The organism is Brevibacterium sediminis (assembly GCF_013623905.1).
GTDB lineage: Bacteria > Actinomycetota > Actinomycetes > Actinomycetales > Brevibacteriaceae > Brevibacterium > Brevibacterium sediminis.
In genome coordinates, this window is the sequence record NZ_JABKDD010000001.1 from 926,431 (window position 1) to 944,238 (window position 17,808).

Consider the following 17,808-nt stretch of genomic DNA (forward strand, 5'->3'; position numbering starts at 1 on the left):
GACCGGAGGTCACGATGACTCAGTCATCAGATATCAACGCTGGAACTTCGACGAACGAGGGGGCCGCGGCTGAGGAGATCCGTTGGCAGGACGTGCTCACTCCCGAGGAGTTCGCGGTGCTGCGCCAGGGCGCGACCGAACGCCCCTTCACCGGCGAGTACAACGACGAGACGGCAGCCGGGATGTACCAGTGTCGGGCCTGCGGAGCCGACCTGTTCCCCTCCGATACGAAGTTCGCCTCGCACTGCGGATGGCCGTCGTTCTACGCGCCTCTGGCCGAGGACCGGGTCCGCTACATCCGCGACACCTCGATGGGCATGGAACGCGTCGAGGTCCGCTGCGCGAACTGCGACTCGCATATGGGCCATGTCTTCTCGGGCGAGGGCTACGGCACTCCCACCGATCAGCGCTACTGCATCAACTCGATCTCGTTGAAGCTCAACACCGACGCTGCGGACAGCTGAGGTGGCGACGGACACTCAGCGCACCGAGGCGACCGAGCTCGTCGTGAAGAACTTCGACGAGCTCCGGCCCACGGAGCTCTACGGAATTCTGCAGCTGCGCTCACGGGTCTTCGTCGTCGAACAGGAGTGCGTGTTCCTCGACCCCGATGGGGTGGACTCACTGCCGGAGACTCTGCATTTCTTCTACCCTCGACCGGCCACGGCGATGTCGGACACTCACGGCGCCGAGCATGGACGCGACCCCTCGCCATGGGCCTATGCCCGTCTGCTGCCGGCGGAGTTGCCCGACGGACCGGCGGCCAGGCCGGGAGCACGCAGCATCAGTCGTGTCGCCACCCACCCCGACGCCCGCGGGCAGGGTTGGGGCCGCCGACTGCTCAGCGACATCGTCCACGCCTGGTCGACTGCCCCGCTGACGCTCAATGCGCAGTCGCACCTCGAGGGGCTGTACTCGTCCCTCGGCTTCGCCCCGAACGGTCCGCGCTTCGACGAGGACGGGATCGAGCACACCCCGATGGAGCGCCCGGCCGGCTGACCGATCAGCCCTCGACCTCGGCAGCGGCGTCGACGGAGGCGATGATCTTCTGCATCACAGCGTGCAGTTCACGCACTCCGTCGACGTCCATGCCGAGCTTGGCCATCATCGTTCCGGGAATCGCCTCGGCGGTCTTGCGCAGTTCACGGCCGGTGTCGGTGAGGGTGACCTCGACGATCCGCTCGTCGCTGTCGCTGCGCGTCTTCGTGACATAGGCCAGCGCTTCGAGGCGTTTGACCAACGGGGACACAGTCGCGGGTTCGAGTCGCAGCAGTCGAGCGATCTCGCGCATCGGCAGCTTCTCGTGCTGCCACAGCGCAAGCATGACCAGATACTGCGGATGCGTCAGACTGATCGGTTCGAGCACGGAGCGATACGCGCCGATCACCCCGCGGGACGCCACCGCCAGAGCGAAGCAGATCTGGCTTTCCAGCGCCAGCGGGTTGTCCACCGGCTCCGTCGAAGCTTCGGATTCCAGCATCGTGTGTCGTCGATCCTCCGTGTCGGCAATCAGGGCGTGCATACTCTTCGAAGATTACTTAGTACGCTAATGGTTAGTGTACACTAAATGTGAAACCTGCCCAGTCCTCGCCCAAACGGCACCTCGTCGATAGGATCCTCGCTATGTCGTCCGCCTCGCAGCCTTCCCCCGATGGTTCGAACCGGAAACAGGACAAGAAGCAGAAGAATTCGGCACGGAAGAAGAACCAGCATCCGGAGTCCCAGCGCGGAGTGGGCTGGCTCAACAACTTCTTCCGCAAGATCGTCGGGCCGGCGCAGGTCGACAACACGCGCCCGGGCGGATACTTCGAGGACGAGACGCTGCGGCACCAGCAGCTCGATGCCATGGGGCTGGAGATGCGCACCGACGCCAACGGCCATTCCTATGTGGTGAAGAAGGGCAGCAGGTAGCCGCCGGTCACTCCCCGACCATGCACAGGGCCGCCGCACCGAATCGGTGCGGCGGCCCTTTCCCGCTGTCTCGTTCTCGCTGCCTCCGTCCCGGCCGGGCGACCTGCTCTCTGCCTCAGCCCCGGCCGGGTCAATGACGTTCGCTCAGCGCCAGTCGGAGATGATGTCGACGAGTTCGCGACGCGGTCCGGTGTAGAACGGAACCTCTTCGCGCACATGCAGGCGCGCCTCGGTGTTGCGCAGATCGCGCATCAGGTCGACGATGCGATGGAGTTCGGCGGCCTCGAAGGCCAGCAGCCATTCGTAGTCGCCGAGGGCGAAGGAGGCGATCGTGTTCGCCTTGATGTCCTTGTACGGTGCGGCGGCCATGCCGTGGTCGCGCAGCATCTTCGCCCGTTCGGCGGGGTCGAGGAGGTACCAGTCGTAGGACCGCACGAACGGGTACACGCAGATGTAATCGCCGGGCTCCGGATCGGTCAGCAGAGCCGGCAGGTGCGCCTTGTTGAACTCCGCCGGGCGGTGGATTCCGACGACGGACCAGACGGGTTCGAGCACCCCGCCGATCAGGCTGCGGCGGATCGCCGAGTAGGCGGCTTGGACGACCTCGATCTCGGGGGCGTGGTACCAGAACATGACGTCGGCATCGGCGCGCAGGGCGGAGACGTCGTAGATTCCGCGCACGATCAGACCGCGTTCCTTCAGGGGCGCCAGAGCCGCATGCAGCTCATCGGCGAGTTCCCTCCGGTCGGCATCGCCGAGTTCTCCGGCGGAGGCGAAGACGGAGTAGGCGATATACCGCGTCTGCTCGTTCGCTTCTTCGATCTGGGCGTCGGTGGGCTGAGTGTATTCGCTCATATCTGCTCCTTCTCTCTTCTCTTCATTCTGAGGTGTCACGGTGGTCGTCTGCGGGTCGGTTCAGTCTCTGGGCCGCTGCGCACGCGCGGGCGATGCAGGCGGGAATGCCGACTCCCCCATAGGCGGATCCGGCGAGTTCGAGGCCGGGCAGCGACGCGATCTCTGCGTCGATGGCGGCGATGCGTCCGGCGTGGCCGGGCAGGTACTGCGGCAGTGCGGAGTTCCAGCGCTGGACTTCCGAGCCCAGCAGCTGCGATTCCGGACGGGAGGTGACCGTCTGCCAGTCGGCGAATGCTCGTTCGACGATCTCCTCATCGGAGAACCTGCTCCACACCTCGGGTCCGTCGCCGAAACGTCCGATGCTCATCCGCACCAGGGCCGTCCCCGCGGGGATATGGTCGGCCGTCCACAGCCATTTGTTCGATACGAAGGTCGAGGCCTTGATGAACGTGTCCTCGGTCGCGGGGACGAGGAACCCCGAGCCCTGCAGCTCGACTCCCCCGAGGTCGACGAGGGCGGCGACCAAGGCGGTGGAGGCATAGGGAATCTCGCCGAGGCGGTTCGCCGATTCCCGGGCCACCGACGCCAGCAGCCCGGCAGTCACATGAGCGGGCGTGGCGAGGACGAGCCCATCGGATTCGATGTCCTCCCCCTCGCCGCGGACGATCCATCTCTCGCCCTCGCGGTCGATCCCGGTGACACCGGCACCGAGGCGGACCGTCCCGCCGCCCAGCACGATCGCCTCGTGCAGGGCCGGGATGAGGCGGTTGATTCCGCCTTCGAAGCTCATGAACACCGGTTCCGGGTTCCCTGCCGACGCGGTCTGGGCGTCGCGGGCGGCGAGGAGCTGTGCGACGAGGTCGAGCACCGAGGTGCCTTCGACGGCGGCGGGCAGCAGCGCGGGCACCGTTTCGGCCAGGGACAGGTCCCGGCAGCGACCGGCGTACACCCCGCCGAGCAGCGGATCGACGAGTTCGTCGACGATGGCGCCGCCGAGGCGCGCGGACAGAAAGTCCCCGAGCGAGACGTCATCACCCTCGATCGGCGGGGTGATCCGTTCGGCCGCCAAGCGAGCGGCTGCCTCGGTGCCGATGAGGGATTCGACCTCGGCCGCTTCGGCGGGCACGCCCATGATCGTCCGTTTGGGAATCGGGTGCAGGCTTCCCCGGCTGAGCACCTGCGAACTGTGCCGGGTCGAGGGGAACACCGAGTCGAGGCCGAGTTCGGCGGCCAGGCTCTTCGTCTCCGGACGCCGGTTGAGGCTCGCTTCGGCTCCCGAGTCGATTCCTACGGGCACGGCTCCATCGAGCGTGGTCGCTTTCAGGCAGCCGCCGAGGCGGTCGCCTGATTCCAGCACTGTGACTTGGTGCTCGGCGGAGAGACGATAGGCGGCGACGAGGCCGGAGATCCCTCCTCCGACGACGGTGATCCGAGTCATTCGATCAGCCGCGGCTGCCGAGGATCTCGGCCGAGACGCGGTGGACGAGGTCGACGACGCGTCCGGGCACTTCGGGGTCGGTGTCGGGCAGGACGCCGTGGCCGAGGTTGAAGACGAATCCGCGGTCGAGTTCGAGTCCCTTGCGCACGATCGCCTCGACGCGGGCGGACAGCGCTTCCCACGGAGCGAAGAGCAGGGCCGGGTCCAGGTTGCCCTGGAGTGCCTGACCGGGATTGACGCGAGTGGCGGCATCAGCCAGGTCGACGCGGAAGTCGACGCCGACGGTCGTCGATCCGGCCTGTGCCATGGAGCCGAGCAGCTCACCGGTCTGCACGCCGAAATGGATGCTGGGCACATCGTGTCCGGACAGTGCGTCGAAGACTGCGGTGGAGTGTTCGAGGACGTGGTTCTCGTAGTCCTCCCGAGCGAGGTAGCCGGCCCAGGAGTCGAAGAGCTGGAAGGCCTTGGCGCCGGCGTTCAGCTGCACGTCGATGAATGTCGCCGATATCGTCGCGAGTTTGCTCAGCAGGGCCGAGAACGCCTCTGGGTCGGAGACCATGAGTGACTTCGTCTTCTCGTGGTTCTTGCTCGGACCGCCTTCGATGAGGTAGCTGGCCAGGGTGAACGGGGCACCGGCGAAACCGATGAGCGGGGTGGCTTCGCCGAGTTCGGCGGTCACCCGCTGGATCGATTCCGTGATGTCCGGGATATCGGCGGCGTCGAGATCGGGCAGGGCGTCGATATCGGCGCGGGAACGCACCGGGGAGGCGATGACCGGGCCGACGCCGGGAACGATCTCTACATCGACTCCGGCGGCCTGGAGCGGGACGACGATATCGGAGAAGAAGATGGCTGCGTCGACGCCGTAGCGGCGGACCGGCTGGAGGGTGATCTCGGAGACCATCTCGGGGTCGCGGCAGGCATCGAGCATCTGAGTGCCTTCGCGCAGCTTGCGGTATTCAGGCAGGGAGCGGCCGGCCTGCCGCATGAACCAGACGGGAGTGTGTGAAACCGGCTCCGAACGCAGGGCAGCCAACAGGGGTGATGTCATGGGGCTATCTTCCCATTCTTCGATCGCTCATGCCCACTCGCCGGCGGTTTCAAGACGGGCCGTCTTGCCGTCTCAGCATTCGGCCGAGGACACGGTCCGACGGATTGTCCGCGGCCGCCTCGGCGTGGATGATTCCTCTGTCCCCGCGGCTGCTCTATCGTGGCAACTGTGGTCAACACCTCACCTCTCAATCGCATTCCGGCGGAGTTCTCCGCCGTGACGTCGGTGCTGCGTCAGGCGCGCAGCACGAACAACGTGTCGATTTCCGAGATTCCGGCCCCGGCCAAGCTGGCCCCGTACTCCTATGCTCTCGGCGCCGAGGTCAGCGCCGATGAGACGTTCCTGCGGGCCAGCGGCGAGACCATCGACGAACTCGCCACCGGCCGTATCGTCGTCCTCTTCGATCCCGCCGCCCCCGAGGAATGGGAAGGCTCCTTCCGGGTCGTCTCCTATATCCGCGCCGAACTCGAACACGAACTCGGCAATGAGACGATGCTCGGGCATGTGGCATGGAGCTGGCTCGAAGATGCCCTCGATGCCAACGACTGCCAGGTGCTCGCCGCCGGCGGGACGACCACACGCGTGCTGTCCGAGAGCTTCGGCACCTTGGCCGATCGCCCGGCCACGATAGACTTGGAGCTGCGCGCCTCGTGGACACCCGTGATTGACGAGCCGGATCTGATCGGCAATCACTTCGAGGCCTGGATCGATCTGCTCAGCACAGTCGCCGGACTGCCACCACTTCCTGAAGGAGTCACAGCCCTGCCCGGGCGCCGTCGATGACATCTGAACTACCGCTTTTGGAAACACCCGCGAACGGCATCCCCGACGTCGTCGATACCCCGGAGGACCTCTCCACCTCGATCGCCAGTCTGGCCGCCGCCAACGGTCCGATCGCTGTCGACGCCGAACGCGCGTCCGGCATCAGATACGGACAGCGCGCCTTCCTCGTTCAGCTGCGACGTGAAGGCGCGGGCACCTTCCTCCTCGATTCCGAGACGCTCGGTGATCTCAGCGCCCTCAACCCGGCTCTCGGAACTGATGAGTGGGTCATCCATTCGGTGACACAGGATCTGCCGTGCCTGCAGGAGCGCGGAATGCGCCCGGCGGCTCTGTTCGACACCGAGCTGGCCGCCAGGCTGCTCGGATGGGAGAAGTTCGGTCTGGCCGCGGTCGCCGAACGCACCCTGGGGGTGCGGCTGGCGAAGGAGCATTCGGCCGCCGATTGGTCGACGCGTCCGCTGCCGAAGGAGTGGCTGAACTATGCCGCCCTCGACGTCGAAGTGCTCCTGCCGATCCGCGACATCCTCCACCAGCAGCTTCTCGACTCGGACCGGTGGGAGTTTGCGCAGCAGGAGTTCACGCACCTGCTCGATTTCACGCCGAAGCACTTCGATGAGCCGTGGCGACGCACGCATGGACTGTCGAAGATCAGGTCCCGCCGCGACATCGCACGAGTCCGTGAGCTCTGGCAGACCCGTGACTCCATGGCCCGAGAAGCCGATCTGGCTCCCACGAAGATCCTGCGCGATCGTGAGCTCGTCGCCCTCGCCCAATCCGGTGTGAAGTCCAGCGACGATATCTTGGCTCAGTGGCGCAGACTCTCCCGCGCCGAGGCGGCCCGACTCTTCCGTGCCTACCGCAAGGCCTCCCGTTTGGGGGCCGAAGAGCTGCCGGGACGGTCCGAGCGCGGACGGTCGAAACGCAGCGCATTCAACCCGGCGGAGCTCAAAGAGCGGGTGGCGGCGCTCAAGGCAGCGATGTCGGAGCTCTCCGAAGAGCTGACGATCCCCCACGATGTACTCCTCCAGCCGGCAATCGTGAAATCCCTGGCCGCGGAGTCGAGCGTCGACGTCGAGGGCTACCTCGGCGAGGCGGGAGCCCGACCCTGGCAGATCGAGCTCAGTGCCCCCGCGCTGAAGAAGACCCTGGCCGGACTCCCCCAGGCCTGAACTCACGCTCAAGTCCCGAGGGTCGAGCTTCGGTCCTCCGTCGCCTCTGGGCGCATGGACTCACACCGCGCGGCGGGAACTCTGAGCGGCACGGTCGGCCACCTCGGCGGGCAGGGCCTTGAGGATTTCGGACACGATCGTGTCGACGTAGAGGCCCACTTCGGCGAGGATCTCTTCACGTGTCCCCTGCGGCAGGAACTCATCGGGCACGCCGAGTTCGAGCACCCCGATCCGCGAATCGGCTTCGCGCAGGTCGGAGCGGACCTGTGAACCCACACCGCCGATCTTCACTCCGTCTTCGATGACCGCGGCGAGACTGTGCTCGGCGGCGAGAGCGACGACGGATTCGGGTACAGGCAGCACCCAGCGGGGATCGACGATTGTGGAGGTGATCCCGCGGCCTTCCAGCACGTCAGCGACTTGCCCGGCCAACCTGGCGAACGGTCCGACGGAGACGATGAGCACATCGGCGGTGGCCTCTGCGGACGATTCCCGGAGGACGTCGACGCCGTCGTCGAGCCTCCTCAGCGCCGGGATATCGGCTCCGACGCTGCCGCGGGGAAATCTCACCACGGTCGGGGCGTCCGAGACGGTGACGGCTTCGCGCAGCTCTTCGGTCAGCCGTGCGGCGTCGCGGGGTGCGGCGAGGCGCAGTCCGGGGACGACGCGCAGCATCGCGATGTCCCAGATTCCGTGGTGGCTGGCTCCGTCGGGGCCGGTGATACCGGCACGGTCGAGGACGAAGGTCACACCCTGCCGGTGGAGGGCGACGTCCATGAGCACTTGGTCGAAAGCACGGGAGAGGAACGTGGAGTAGATGCACACGACGGGGTGGAGTCCGCCGTAGGACAGGCCCGCCGCCGAGGCGACCGCATGCTGTTCTGCGATGCCGACGTCGAAGACGCGGTCGGGGAACTCCTCGGCGAATTTCGCCAGCCCCACGGGCAGGAGCATGGCGGCGGTGATGGCGACGATGTCTTCGCGTTCCTCGGCGAGTGCGCAGATCTCGGTGCCGAACACGGAGGTCCATGACGTCGATTTCGACGGTGTCGATCTCCCGGTGACGGGGTCGATGACGCCGACGGAGTGGAACTGGTCGGCGTCGTCGTTGACGGCCGGGTCGAATCCGTGCCCTTTCTGCGTGATCATGTGGACGATGATGGGGCCGCCGTCGAACTGTTTGGCCAGTTGGAGGGCCTTGTCGACCGAGGGCAGGTCGTGTCCGTCGACAGGGCCCAAGTATTTGATGCCGAGTTCGTCGAACATTCCGGTCTCGGGTGGGCTGACCATGTCTTTGAGTCCGCGTTTGACGCCGTGGATGGCGCTGTAGGCGGCGCGGCCGGGTCGGCCGGATTGGCGGAGCGTCTCCTTGCCCCAGGTGAGCAGCCTCTCGTAGCTCGAGGTGGTGCGCAGTTCGTCGAGATGGGCGGCGAATCCGCCGACGGTCGGGGCGTAGGAGCGGCCATTGTCGTTGACGACGATGACCAGCCGCCTCGGCGGGGTGGAGGTGTCGGCTGCGATGGTGTTGAGCGCTTCCCAGGCCATTCCCCCGGTCAGGGCTCCGTCGCCGATGACGGCGACGACGTGGCGGTCTCGCTCACCGGTGAGCTGGCGGGCCTTGGCGATGCCGTCGGCCCAGGACAGGGAGGCCGAGGCGTGTGAGTTCTCAACGACGTCGTGCTCGCTCTCTTGCCGGCTCGGGTAGCCGGAGAGGCCGTCGCGCTGCCGCAGGGTGGGGAACTCCTCGCGGCGGCCGGTGAGCAGTTTGTGCACATATGTCTGGTGGCCGACGTCGAAGATGATCGTGTCGCGCGGCGAGTCGAAGGTGCGGTGGAGGCCAATGGTCAGTTCGACGACTCCGAGGTTGGGGCCCAGATGTCCGCCCGTGCCGGACACGGTCGTGATGAGGTAGTCGCGGATCTCTTTGGCCAGCACTTCGCATTCGCCAGCCGAGAGTCGACGCAGATCGGCAGGCGAGCCGAGGGATTCGAGAAAGGTCATGCGGCCTCAGTTCTGACGACATCGTTGGCGGACAGATTCCATCCGCCCCATCCTATCGCTCACAGATGCGTCCCTCACCCTTCGCGACATATCTCCGCGCTGCAGTACCCCGCAGCCTTCTCGCTGCACCGCCTCGGCGCAGTATCCCTCAGCTTTCCCGCTGCACCTCCCCGCGGCACACCACCCCTCAGCCTTCTGGTCACACCGCCTCGGCGCCGGCAATTCGCACCATTGCGAGCGCACCCCTCACCGTTCATGGCACACCAACCCGTTGCAGCACGGTGTTGAGCGACTGCCGATGAGTGATGGTCGCATTTGCGCCCACCCCCACCCACGCCGAGGTGGCCGACCGCCAGCGCACGGATTCCCGCGGACGCGCTCACGCTTCCCGACAATCCCGCGCGACAGCGACCGTCCCTCACCCTTCGCCGCACAGCGCACCGCTGCAACGAGGCGATCTGCCACGAACGGTGACGGATTCCTTGGCAGCGGTGTGTTTAGTCACGAACGGTGACGGATGCCGAACTGCGTGGAGGACGTGACGCGAACGGTGAGGGATGCTCGATCAACGGCACCGTCACACGCGCCCGGGCACGACGAAGGCCGGTGGGAACAAATCCCACCGGCCTTCGTTGTGTTCCGGCTCAGCGCCTCAGCGCGAACCGACTGCCGCGAGTCGCAGACTCACAGCGCAGCCTGGTGCGGCGAAGTCGCCGCTCAGGCCTCGTCTCCTGCGATCAGGCTTCTGCGAGCTGACGCAGAACGTACTGAGACATGCTTCGATGACCAAGCTTGCCGAAATTGGAATGCCTATTTTACAAAAGTGCAGGTCAGGGGCTTATCGGCCGTTCAAATATCGCTTCCGCTCAGTTGGTGAAGCACCTACGTCGACGTCCTGCGGTAGCGACAGTTATACAGAAACCAGCGGTTCACTCGCATTCTCCAGCACGAGCCGAATGACAAGAGTCCTTCGTAACCAATGCCGAAAACGGTCCATTCCACCTGAAATCGTCGACGACTCCTGCCTCAGCTGACGGACAACTTGGACCAAAAGGATCGTCCTCGACCTCAGCTAGTCCACACCGACTCCACCATTCGACCTTTAGTAAGGGTAGCGATGACCCAGCCGCACAAGTATCCCGAAGCATTAATCAACAATTATGTGCAGCCTTCCCCTACTAGCCGGGGCGAACAAACGATTGGGGATGTGCAACGCTGGGCTGGGTGAAACACACACGCGGAGTCGAAACCCTCAACGCCCGCCTGTTCCTTGTCGGGCCGAGGATCGCACATCTGAGCTGAAAGCTAGATCCTCCAAGGTAGGCCGGGTAACCTAGCCTACTCTCTATCGCTCTGACCTCGTTCTGCCCCGGCCGTGTCACGACGGCGGAGAATTCCAACCATCCGCTCCCGAAGTGACCTGATGCCAATCCTCATAGCCAGCACCCGTTGCGAGAACATTGCTGGCATAACCGTCAAGGGCGGGACCCGGGTGTCCCAAAATACAGGCCCGGGTCCGCCTTGATCGTGCCATGCAACTCGCACACAAATGTCACTGATGTAAGAGATCTGATCGAATCCGGCCAGGTCTGTACGCTCTGAATTGAGCCATGCCTTTCCATCCAGAAAACCAATCCCCCGGTCGAAATCGAGCTCTCCCCCGAGCCGCATTGCCCGATATGCCAGAGTCGCCGACTGTTGCCTCATGGGCATGACTGCCGCGTCAACCAGAGGCCCGCCTTCGAGGAACTGTACAAATACAGCAGGGGGAGAAAAGCCACCGTCCGCCATCCAGCACCCGGTGGCCTTTATGAAGTACTTCCCGAGATCGCGCACTGACTCTTGCCAATCCGGCCCATAGACATCGGCCCAGTCAATTTGTTTTGCGCGGCTGAGACTTCGCGCATGCTCCCAAACGTACTTCGCATATTTGTCGTATGCCTCATCGAATGGTTGGCTTCGGGCGTTATTGCACTCGCGACACAACGTCTTTCCAAACTTGACGGCGCTGCTCTTCACACTCGGCACAGACCAAAGTTCTTGCCCGTCCCGACCAAGATAAAGTCCCTCTTCTCCCCACATTTGGCGAAGAAGACTTGCTTTGTGTTTGTGCTCTCGACTGTCAGCAGCTCCACCGCACCACCAGCATTTGCCAGATTGGTCAGTCCGCAGCCGATCGAGGTCTTCCTGATTCGGCGAGTCCCCTGTCATACGTACATATTGGCAGGTAGGTCTGACATGAAACTCCACTTCGCCTGCCCGACGGGGCGAATAGTCGATAAGGAATGTGCAACCGAACCATCCGATATAGCTCGCCGACCGCAGTCGTCTATGTGCTAGCCAGCGAACCGACTACTCCCGATCGACGACCACTTCGAGACTGTCTCGGAGCAAACGAATTTCGTCTGGACTGAGGATAATTTTGTCACCCACGTTGAACCGCGTCACCGTTTTGCACTTGACGCCATGATCTTTAGAAACGACCCCATTGTGATGGGCAATATCGTGCCTCAAGTGCCGCAAATCACCCATGACATCTGACGAAATTTTATTGAGTTCGACTCCCTCAAGCCTCGCGAACTCTGGCCGATAATAATTCTCCCACCGAGCGAAGATGAGCGTGATCCATGCATGAGTGAGCCATTCGCGCAACCAGCCGTTCGTGTCGATTGCGCCATTAAGATCGCTGAGTCGCCATCGAGCATCTATTCGAGCACCCGGTGTGGTGGGCGCGTCTTGGCTGATCGTCATGAGTGGATCAGGATTGCTGGCGGTAGGTCGAATATTGGCCGAATCAGCAAACCTAGACAGACCAAGCTGAGTAAAAACCATCGTACTGGAGGACGTCAAGAATTCGTGGCTCAGCTCGTCGAATAGTTCCTGGCTCATCTGAATAGTATGGCATGGCACTAGTCGCGAGGTTCCAGTGAGAAACTACCCATATGAACCGACCTGTCAACGATATGCAACTCAGAGTTCTTCGCTGGGTGGCCGATGGCGCGGACATAGACAATCCACCGAACGATACGTTCAAGATGAGCGCCGGTGCACTCAGAGACCGAAAACTCATCAAGGTCAGCAAGAGCAACGGAAAGTGGGATGCCACGATCACCGAGATAGGCACCTACCACCTCGAGCACGGCCGATATCCACAAACGAATCGCGCCCCTTCCAACCGCCGTCGAAATCAACTTCCCAAGCCTCGAACCGCACCCAGCAAGTCACCTAAAGAGGCTCTTCACAGATGGCGGTGTAGTTCGGTTCTGAATCCTCCGGTGTCCAGTAGCGATCGGATGACGTAGTGGGCGAGGTTGCGGAAGCCGAGGGCGGTGCCGCGGAGGTGTTCGAGTCGGCCGTTGATCGCTTCGGAGGGGCCGTTGCTGGTGCCGGGGTGGTCGAAGTAGGCCAGCACGTCCAGGGCCCGCCGTTTCAATGTCCGGCCGAGGGTGATCAGCTCGGTGAGCTGCGTGGGCACTCCTTCGGAGAGATCGTCGATCACGGCGTACAGAGCCTTCTTCCCGGTCGCCGGGTCGGGGTGGCGGTAGGCGGCGACGATGCGCTGGTAGATGCCCCAGGTCGCCTCGACCTCGACATGCGCGTCGCTGGCGAACACGGCCTTCAGCCGGATGACCTGCTTGTCGGTGAGCAGGTCAGCGCCGGTGTGCAGCACGCGCCGGATCCCGTAGAGCGGATCCCCAGATCGGCCCCGATGGCCGAGGGTGGCCTGTTGGACGCGTTGGCGGCACTGATCGATCTTCTCGCCGGCCAGGGCGACGACGTGGAAAGGGTCCATCACCGCGGTCGCCTCGGGCAGCTCCTCGGCGGTCGCGGTCTTGAAGCCGGAGAATCCATCCATCGCGACGACCTCGACCCCGTCCCGGAACGCTATGGTCTGGCCCTCGAGCCAGGTCTTGAACACCTTCTTTGAGCGCCCCGGGACCATGTCCAGCAGTCTGGACGGGCCGTTGCCGTCGCGGATCGGGGTCAGGTCGATGATGACGGTGACGTACTTGCTGCCCCGGCGAGTGTGGGACCACACGTACTCGTCCACGCCAATCACGCGGACCCCGTCAAGGCGGGTGGGATCGTTGATCAGCAGGTCCTGGCCGGTGGCCAGGATCGCATCGTTGGCGGTGTTCCAGGCGACTGCGAGCCCGGCGGCGATCCGGGCGACGGACAAGCGATCGATGACCACCCCCTTTTATTGCCCAGAGAGCGGCGTGCCGGGAGAGCACGGCCCGGGGCTCGGCCGCGGCAGTGGTGTCCTGCCGCCACACGCTGCAGCAGTCCGGGCAACGGTAACGACGCACTCTGACCTGCAGCACTGTGGGTCTCCAGCCCAGCGGGACGTGGGCGAGATGCCGGACCACGGTGCCCCGGGAGACGCCCTGCTGGCCGCAACCATGGCACCAGTTGTCCGGTTCGAGCACGCGACACTCCAACACCGATCGATGCGGCTCGATCAGCTGCCCCGTCACGGTCAGGCCCAGGCGGTCGAGCTGGCTGAAGGTATCGAGATCGGGCGCGGTGAAGGTAGCGTTGAGCACGTCGAGGTCTTCCTGATGGCGAGCGTAGGAACTTCCATCATCGGGAGACCTCGACGTCTACCCCGACACCGCCACGCCGACAGCTCCTACACCCTCATCTGCGAAGAGCCCAGAAACCAGCTACACCCTCAGATGCGATGAGGCCCTTCTTCATCCGGCGTATGCCCTCCAGGCCCAGGGTCCGCATCACTTCCGACGCCCGTACAGGCTCTCTGGCGTGATCTGCACCTGTCCGGGGGACTGCCGCGCGGATAGGTGACATCTGATCTGGCTTGCCCGCTGGGCGGCCTGGAAGGATGTGCATCATGCCCGCTGCCTACCCCCGAGAGTTCCGCGAAGATGTCGTGCGAGTGGCCCGGTCCCGCGAGGACGGCGTCACGATCGCGCAGATCGCGAAGGACTTCGGCGTCCACGAGATGACGCTCCATAAGTGGATCCGCCAAGCAGATATCGACGACGGCAACCGTCCCGGCAAGACACGGGAGGATTCCACCGAGCTGCGCGATGCCCGCAAGCGGATCCGGTTGCTCGAGCAGGAGAACGAGGTCCTGCGCCGTGCTGCCGCCTACCTGTCCCAGGCGAACCTGCCGGGAAAAGGTTCTACCCGCTCGTGAGCGAGCTCGCCGCGGGCGGGGTCCCCGTCGCGGTGTCCCTGCGGGTCCTGAAGCTCTCCCGCCAACCCTACTACCGCTGGCTTAAACACCAGGTCACCGAGTCCGAACTGGTTCAGGCCTATCGAGCCCACGCCTTGGTGGACGCCCATCGCGACGACCCCGAGTACGGCTACCGGTTCCTCGTCAGTGAAGCCGCCGAGGCCGGCGAGGTGATGTGCGAGCGGACGGCGTGGAAGATCTGCCGGGACAACCAGTGGTGGTCCGCGTTCGGGAAGAAGCGCGGCAAGAACGGGAAGCGCCCGGGCCCGCCGGTCCACGATGACCTCGTCAAGCGCGACTTCACCGCCGATGACGTCAACGAGCTGTGGCTGACCGACATCACCGAGCACTGGACCGACGAGGGCAAGCTCTACCTCTGCGCGATCAAGGACGTGTTCTCCGGACGGATAGTGGGCTACTCCATCAGCGACCGGATGAAGGCCCGCCTCGCAGTGAACGCGCTGGACAACGCGATATCCAGGCGCCGTGACGCTGTCGGTTGCATCGTGCGTTCGGATAGAGGATCTCAGTTCAGGTCACGGAAGTTCGTGCACGCGCTGAACCGCCATCACCTCATCGGATCGATGGGGAAAGTCGGTGCTGCCGGTGATAACGCCGCAATGGAATCGTTCTTCGCGCTGCTCCAGAAGAACGTCCTGGACCGCAAGCGGTGGCGGACCCGAGAAGCGCTCCGGATCGCGATCATCACCTGGATCGAGAGGACCTACCACCGACGACGCCGGCAGGCCCGCCTGGGCCGATTGACCCCCATCGAACACGAGACCATCATGAACCCGGTCGCCCTCGCGGCCTGACACCCCAACTGTCACCTATCCGCGCGGCAGTCCCCGGTGACGGGGTGGGTCGTCCAGGCGAGGTGGCGGATCTTGTCCTCGACCAGGGCGTCTGTGACGGTGCGGGCAGCGATGCGGGCCGGCCTCCTCCAGGACCGGTAGGTGCGTGCAGCGATCGTCAGGCCCTGCTGGCGCAGGACGCGGAGGATCGGCTCGACTGCATAGCCCTGGGTGCGCATCTCGTCGATGAACGCGCAGATCATCGGTTTCGGGGGTCGAGCTCCCCCGCGAAGATAATCGACGCCCGACGAAGGATCTCATTGTCCTCGCGAAGCCGCTTGTTCTCCGCCTTCAGCCTCTTGACCTCGGCAGACTCCTCGGTCGTGACGCCGGGACGGGTCCCGTCGTCGACCTCGGCCTGGGCCAGCCAGCGCCGCACAGACTCCCGCGAGACGCCCTCCTGCCGAGCCACTGCGGTGACGGCGGTAGTCAGGGTGGGGTACTCCTGGAGGTGCTCCCTGACGAGCCGCACGCACCTCGCGCGCAGCTGGGGATCGATCTTCTTCGGCACGCTGTCCATCCTCTCGGACTCAAACAGCAGCGGCATCAGACCTAGGCCGATTCACTCCGAGGAACACGGCTTGTCGAAACTTACTGCGCATACAGCAGACCCGGGTCTGTGGATAGCTGAGCTCGACTGGCTTCGAGCTGTCTGTCCTGCTCTTGCTGCCAGCGGACTGGGTCGCTCCGGAGCTTGGTGCGGTGGCGGCGGATTCGTGTGATGGCGATGTTCAGGGCGCGGTCGGCGGTTGCGTTGTGTCGCAGTCCCATCTCGTCGCTGATGTTGGATCGATGGAAGCGCCGTGCCAGTGCGTGCAGGACTGGGGTTCCCAGTGCGGTGGGCACGTTGAAGAAGTCGTTCACGAGTTCGGAGACGGACTTGAGCGTTGCCGTGGCAAGGGCTTGCGCTTCGGGGATGAGGGGGCCGGTGACGGCTTGGAGCATGTCGTCCAGGCGTTGGGCCTGGGCGTTGCTCTGGATTCCTTCGACGAGTTCTGGCCTGATGCCGAGCAGGTGCGCGAGGACCCACCAGTAGCGGTAGAGCGATTCGGTCTCCGGGGTGGTCAGCCCGAGGCCCATCTGTGCTTCTGCCTCGAGGGAGGTCAGTGTGAAGTCGATCCAGGTCCGGGCGAGGTCGACCTGGTTGATAGGTGCCCCATGGACATTCTCGTCGTATCCCCGGGTGAGAGCCAGGTGCCGCATTCTGGCATGCAGCATGCGCACCTGCAGCGTCGCGACGTATCCGGCTTCTCCTGGGCGGAGGGACCCTGGGAGCATCGCTGTGCTGACCCAGGTCCCGGTCTCGCGGATGCGGCGGTCAGCGCCGTCGATGAGCCTGCCGGTGGTGGTGAGCACCTCCGCGATCGACGGTGATTGGTAGACGCGGATGAGGGCACCGGCGCTGAGGGACACGATGTGTGCGGCGGACGGCATCGTGAAGAACGGCAGCGATCCGGTGTCGAGGACCTCGTCGCTGGCGTAGTCGGGAAGCGTCTCGGCGTCGGCGAGGAGCGCCGCGATGGCCGGATGGGGATCAGAGATGGATGCGAGACCCTGGGTGACGCCCTGACGCAGCTGACTGCGGACCTCCTTGCCGTCACCAGTGTGTTCCACGTCGACGACGGCATCTGCGAGGGGGTCGCCGGTGGTCAGTGCGCGGGCGAGGATGTCGGCGCGGTCGGCGCCGAACTGCAGGACGATGCCGCTGCGGATACCTCGCCCGGTCGGCCATCGCGGGGTTGAACCGTTCGAGGTCATTGTGCTGCTCCCCCGCTGACGAGCAGGTCCTGGCCGCTCACCCATGCGGCGAGGTCGCCGGCGAAGTACTCGGCGGCGTCGGCGACATCGTCGGGTCGTCCCATACGTCCGCCGATGGGCCGAGCCTGGTTCTGCAGCTTGAAGGGGTCGTCGGCGGCGATCTCGGTGAACACGCCTGCTCCTTCGATCACGGTGGGGAGGATCGTGTTAACGGTGACTCCGCGGTGTCCGATCTCCATCGCGAGAACGCGGACGAGGTAGCGGGCGGACATCTTCGAGGACCCGTAGAGTCCCACCCCGGGGAAGGGGCCGCAGGTGGTGCTCGAGCCGATCAGGAGGATCCTGCCGTTGTCGGCGATATGACGCGCGGCGCGTTGGAGGGTGAAAAATGTGCCTTTGGTGTTGATCGCGTAGAGGCGGTCGTGGTCCTCTTCGGTGGCATCAAGCACTGGCTGGTCGATGATCTCCACGCCCGCGTTGGCGACGACGATGTCGATCTTTCCGAACTCGGCGATCGCGGCCTCGAACAATGCGTCGATCTGCATGAGGTCTCGCAGGTCCGCCTGGACGGCGATCACCTCGCCACCGGCGTCCTGGATAGTTTCGAGGGTACGACGAGCGCCGGTCGCGTCGGAGGCGTAGTTGAGAATCACCTTCGCTCCGAGAGATGCGTACCGAGAGGCGATCTCCGCGCCGACGCCACGGGCGGACCCGGTGACGAGGGCGACTTTTCCGGTGAGGTCAGTCATGATGGTGCTCCTTTGTCCAGCGGCCTCGTGGCCGGGGAG

General features: G+C 64.6%; 16 protein-coding genes and 1 pseudogene. 6 read left to right on the forward strand and 11 right to left on the reverse strand.

Features of this window, described 5'->3' with window-relative positions:
* Positions 1–14 precede the first annotated feature (14 nt).
* Positions 15–464 carry a peptide-methionine (R)-S-oxide reductase MsrB gene (gene msrB, locus HK108_RS04280; RefSeq protein WP_139908177.1) on the forward strand — a complete coding sequence of 150 codons (450 nt, stop codon included), beginning with the start codon at positions 15–17 and terminating at the stop codon, positions 462–464.
* Between the two features lies 1 nt (position 465).
* Positions 466–999, forward strand: a complete 534-nt coding sequence (locus HK108_RS04285) for a GNAT family N-acetyltransferase (protein WP_181270596.1) — start codon at positions 466–468, stop codon at positions 997–999.
* Positions 1,000–1,003: 4 nt separating this feature from the next.
* Here HK108_RS04285 and HK108_RS04290 read toward each other — a convergent pair whose 3' ends face one another.
* Entirely contained in the window at positions 1,004–1,522 is a 519-nt protein-coding gene (locus tag HK108_RS04290; RefSeq protein ID WP_229663941.1) for a MarR family winged helix-turn-helix transcriptional regulator, read from the reverse strand.
* A gap of 47 nt (positions 1,523–1,569) precedes the next feature.
* On the opposite strand from HK108_RS04290, the gene HK108_RS04295 reads away from it, so the two are divergent.
* Positions 1,570–1,911, forward strand: a complete 342-nt coding sequence (locus HK108_RS04295; RefSeq protein ID WP_229663942.1) for a hypothetical protein — start codon at positions 1,570–1,572, stop codon at positions 1,909–1,911.
* Between the two features lie 144 nt (positions 1,912–2,055).
* Here HK108_RS04295 and hemQ read toward each other — a convergent pair whose 3' ends face one another.
* Genes hemQ through hemE form a run of 3 tightly spaced genes read right to left on the reverse strand, consistent with a single transcriptional unit; the run spans position 2,056 to position 5,255 of the window.
* Positions 2,056–2,766 (reverse strand): hydrogen peroxide-dependent heme synthase, encoded by a 711-nt coding sequence (gene hemQ / locus HK108_RS04300; protein ID WP_181270597.1) that lies wholly within the window; start codon positions 2,764–2,766, stop codon positions 2,056–2,058.
* A gap of 22 nt (positions 2,767–2,788) precedes the next feature.
* Complete coding sequence (gene hemG, locus HK108_RS04305; protein WP_181270598.1) at positions 2,789–4,204, reverse strand: protoporphyrinogen oxidase; 1,416 nt, start codon at positions 4,202–4,204, stop codon at positions 2,789–2,791.
* 4 nt (positions 4,205–4,208) lie between these two features.
* Positions 4,209–5,255, reverse strand: coding sequence for a uroporphyrinogen decarboxylase (gene hemE, locus HK108_RS04310; protein WP_181270599.1), 1,047 nt, complete (start codon positions 5,253–5,255; stop codon positions 4,209–4,211).
* 168 nt (positions 5,256–5,423) lie between these two features.
* On the opposite strand from hemE, the gene HK108_RS04315 reads away from it, so the two are divergent.
* Together HK108_RS04315 and HK108_RS04320 are read left to right on the forward strand one after the other, a co-directional pair.
* Complete coding sequence (locus HK108_RS04315; protein ID WP_172169860.1) at positions 5,424–6,038, forward strand: DUF3000 domain-containing protein; 615 nt, start codon at positions 5,424–5,426, stop codon at positions 6,036–6,038.
* A 17-nt stretch (positions 6,039–6,055) separates the two neighbouring features.
* Positions 6,056–7,207, forward strand: a complete 1,152-nt coding sequence (locus HK108_RS04320) for an HRDC domain-containing protein (RefSeq protein WP_229663943.1) — start codon at positions 6,056–6,058, stop codon at positions 7,205–7,207.
* A 60-nt stretch (positions 7,208–7,267) separates the two neighbouring features.
* On the opposite strand, the gene dxs is transcribed toward HK108_RS04320, so the two are convergent.
* The 3 genes and pseudogenes from dxs to HK108_RS04335 all read right to left on the reverse strand — a co-directional run bounded on the left by dxs (position 7,268) and on the right by HK108_RS04335 (position 13,755).
* Positions 7,268–9,208 (reverse strand): 1-deoxy-D-xylulose-5-phosphate synthase, encoded by a 1,941-nt coding sequence (gene dxs / locus HK108_RS04325; protein ID WP_181270601.1) that lies wholly within the window; start codon positions 9,206–9,208, stop codon positions 7,268–7,270.
* A 2,352-nt stretch (positions 9,209–11,560) separates the two neighbouring features.
* Complete coding sequence (locus tag HK108_RS04330; protein ID WP_181270602.1) at positions 11,561–12,097, reverse strand: hypothetical protein; 537 nt, start codon at positions 12,095–12,097, stop codon at positions 11,561–11,563.
* 349 nt (positions 12,098–12,446) lie between these two features.
* Positions 12,447–13,755: pseudogene (locus tag HK108_RS04335) on the reverse strand (ISL3 family transposase).
* Positions 13,756–14,060: 305 nt separating this feature from the next.
* Here HK108_RS04335 and HK108_RS04340 point away from each other — a divergent pair.
* Positions 14,061–15,223 (forward strand): IS3 family transposase gene (locus HK108_RS04340; protein ID WP_181270603.1). Its coding sequence is split into 2 segments (ribosomal slippage): positions 14,061–14,345 and positions 14,348–15,223, totalling 1,161 coding nucleotides; the frame shifts between segments, so codons are not numbered across the junction.
* Between the two features lie 11 nt (positions 15,224–15,234).
* Here the strand turns inward: HK108_RS04340 and HK108_RS19180 are convergent.
* The 4 genes from HK108_RS19180 to HK108_RS04360 form a co-directional block, all read right to left on the reverse strand.
* The gene (locus tag HK108_RS19180; RefSeq protein ID WP_181270604.1) at positions 15,235–15,465 is read right to left on the reverse strand and encodes a hypothetical protein; all 231 of its coding nucleotides are present in this window, start codon (positions 15,463–15,465) and stop codon (positions 15,235–15,237) included.
* Positions 15,462–15,773 (reverse strand): transposase, encoded by a 312-nt coding sequence (locus HK108_RS19185; protein WP_181270605.1) that lies wholly within the window; start codon positions 15,771–15,773, stop codon positions 15,462–15,464. The genes HK108_RS19180 and HK108_RS19185 overlap by 4 nt, the downstream gene beginning before the upstream one ends.
* A gap of 80 nt (positions 15,774–15,853) precedes the next feature.
* Entirely contained in the window at positions 15,854–17,020 is a 1,167-nt protein-coding gene (locus HK108_RS04355) for an oxygenase MpaB family protein (protein ID WP_181270606.1), read from the reverse strand.
* The gene (locus HK108_RS04360; RefSeq protein ID WP_181270607.1) at positions 17,017–17,769 is read right to left on the reverse strand and encodes an SDR family oxidoreductase; all 753 of its coding nucleotides are present in this window, start codon (positions 17,767–17,769) and stop codon (positions 17,017–17,019) included. The genes HK108_RS04355 and HK108_RS04360 overlap by 4 nt, the downstream gene beginning before the upstream one ends.
* Positions 17,770–17,808: the final 39 nt, after the last annotated feature.

Coding starts and splice junctions, on each gene's coding strand:
- hemG (WP_181270598.1), bottom strand. CDS start 4,204: ATGACTCGGATCACCGTCGTCGGAGGAGGGATCTCCGGCCTCGTCGCC.
- HK108_RS04360 (WP_181270607.1), bottom strand. CDS start 17,769: ATGACTGACCTCACCGGAAAAGTCGCCCTCGTCACCGGGTCCGCCCGT.
- HK108_RS19180 (WP_181270604.1), bottom strand. CDS start 15,465: ATGATCTGCGCGTTCATCGACGAGATGCGCACCCAGGGCTATGCAGTC.
- hemE (WP_181270599.1), bottom strand. CDS start 5,255: ATGACATCACCCCTGTTGGCTGCCCTGCGTTCGGAGCCGGTTTCACAC.
- HK108_RS04330 (WP_181270602.1), bottom strand. CDS start 12,097: ATGAGCCAGGAACTATTCGACGAGCTGAGCCACGAATTCTTGACGTCC.
- HK108_RS04355 (WP_181270606.1), bottom strand. CDS start 17,020: ATGACCTCGAACGGTTCAACCCCGCGATGGCCGACCGGGCGAGGTATC.
- HK108_RS04290 (WP_229663941.1), bottom strand. CDS start 1,522: ATGCACGCCCTGATTGCCGACACGGAGGATCGACGACACACGATGCTG.
- hemQ (WP_181270597.1), bottom strand. CDS start 2,766: ATGAGCGAATACACTCAGCCCACCGACGCCCAGATCGAAGAAGCGAAC.
- dxs (WP_181270601.1), bottom strand. CDS start 9,208: ATGACCTTTCTCGAATCCCTCGGCTCGCCTGCCGATCTGCGTCGACTC.
- msrB (WP_139908177.1), top strand. CDS start 15: ATGACTCAGTCATCAGATATCAACGCTGGAACTTCGACGAACGAGGGG.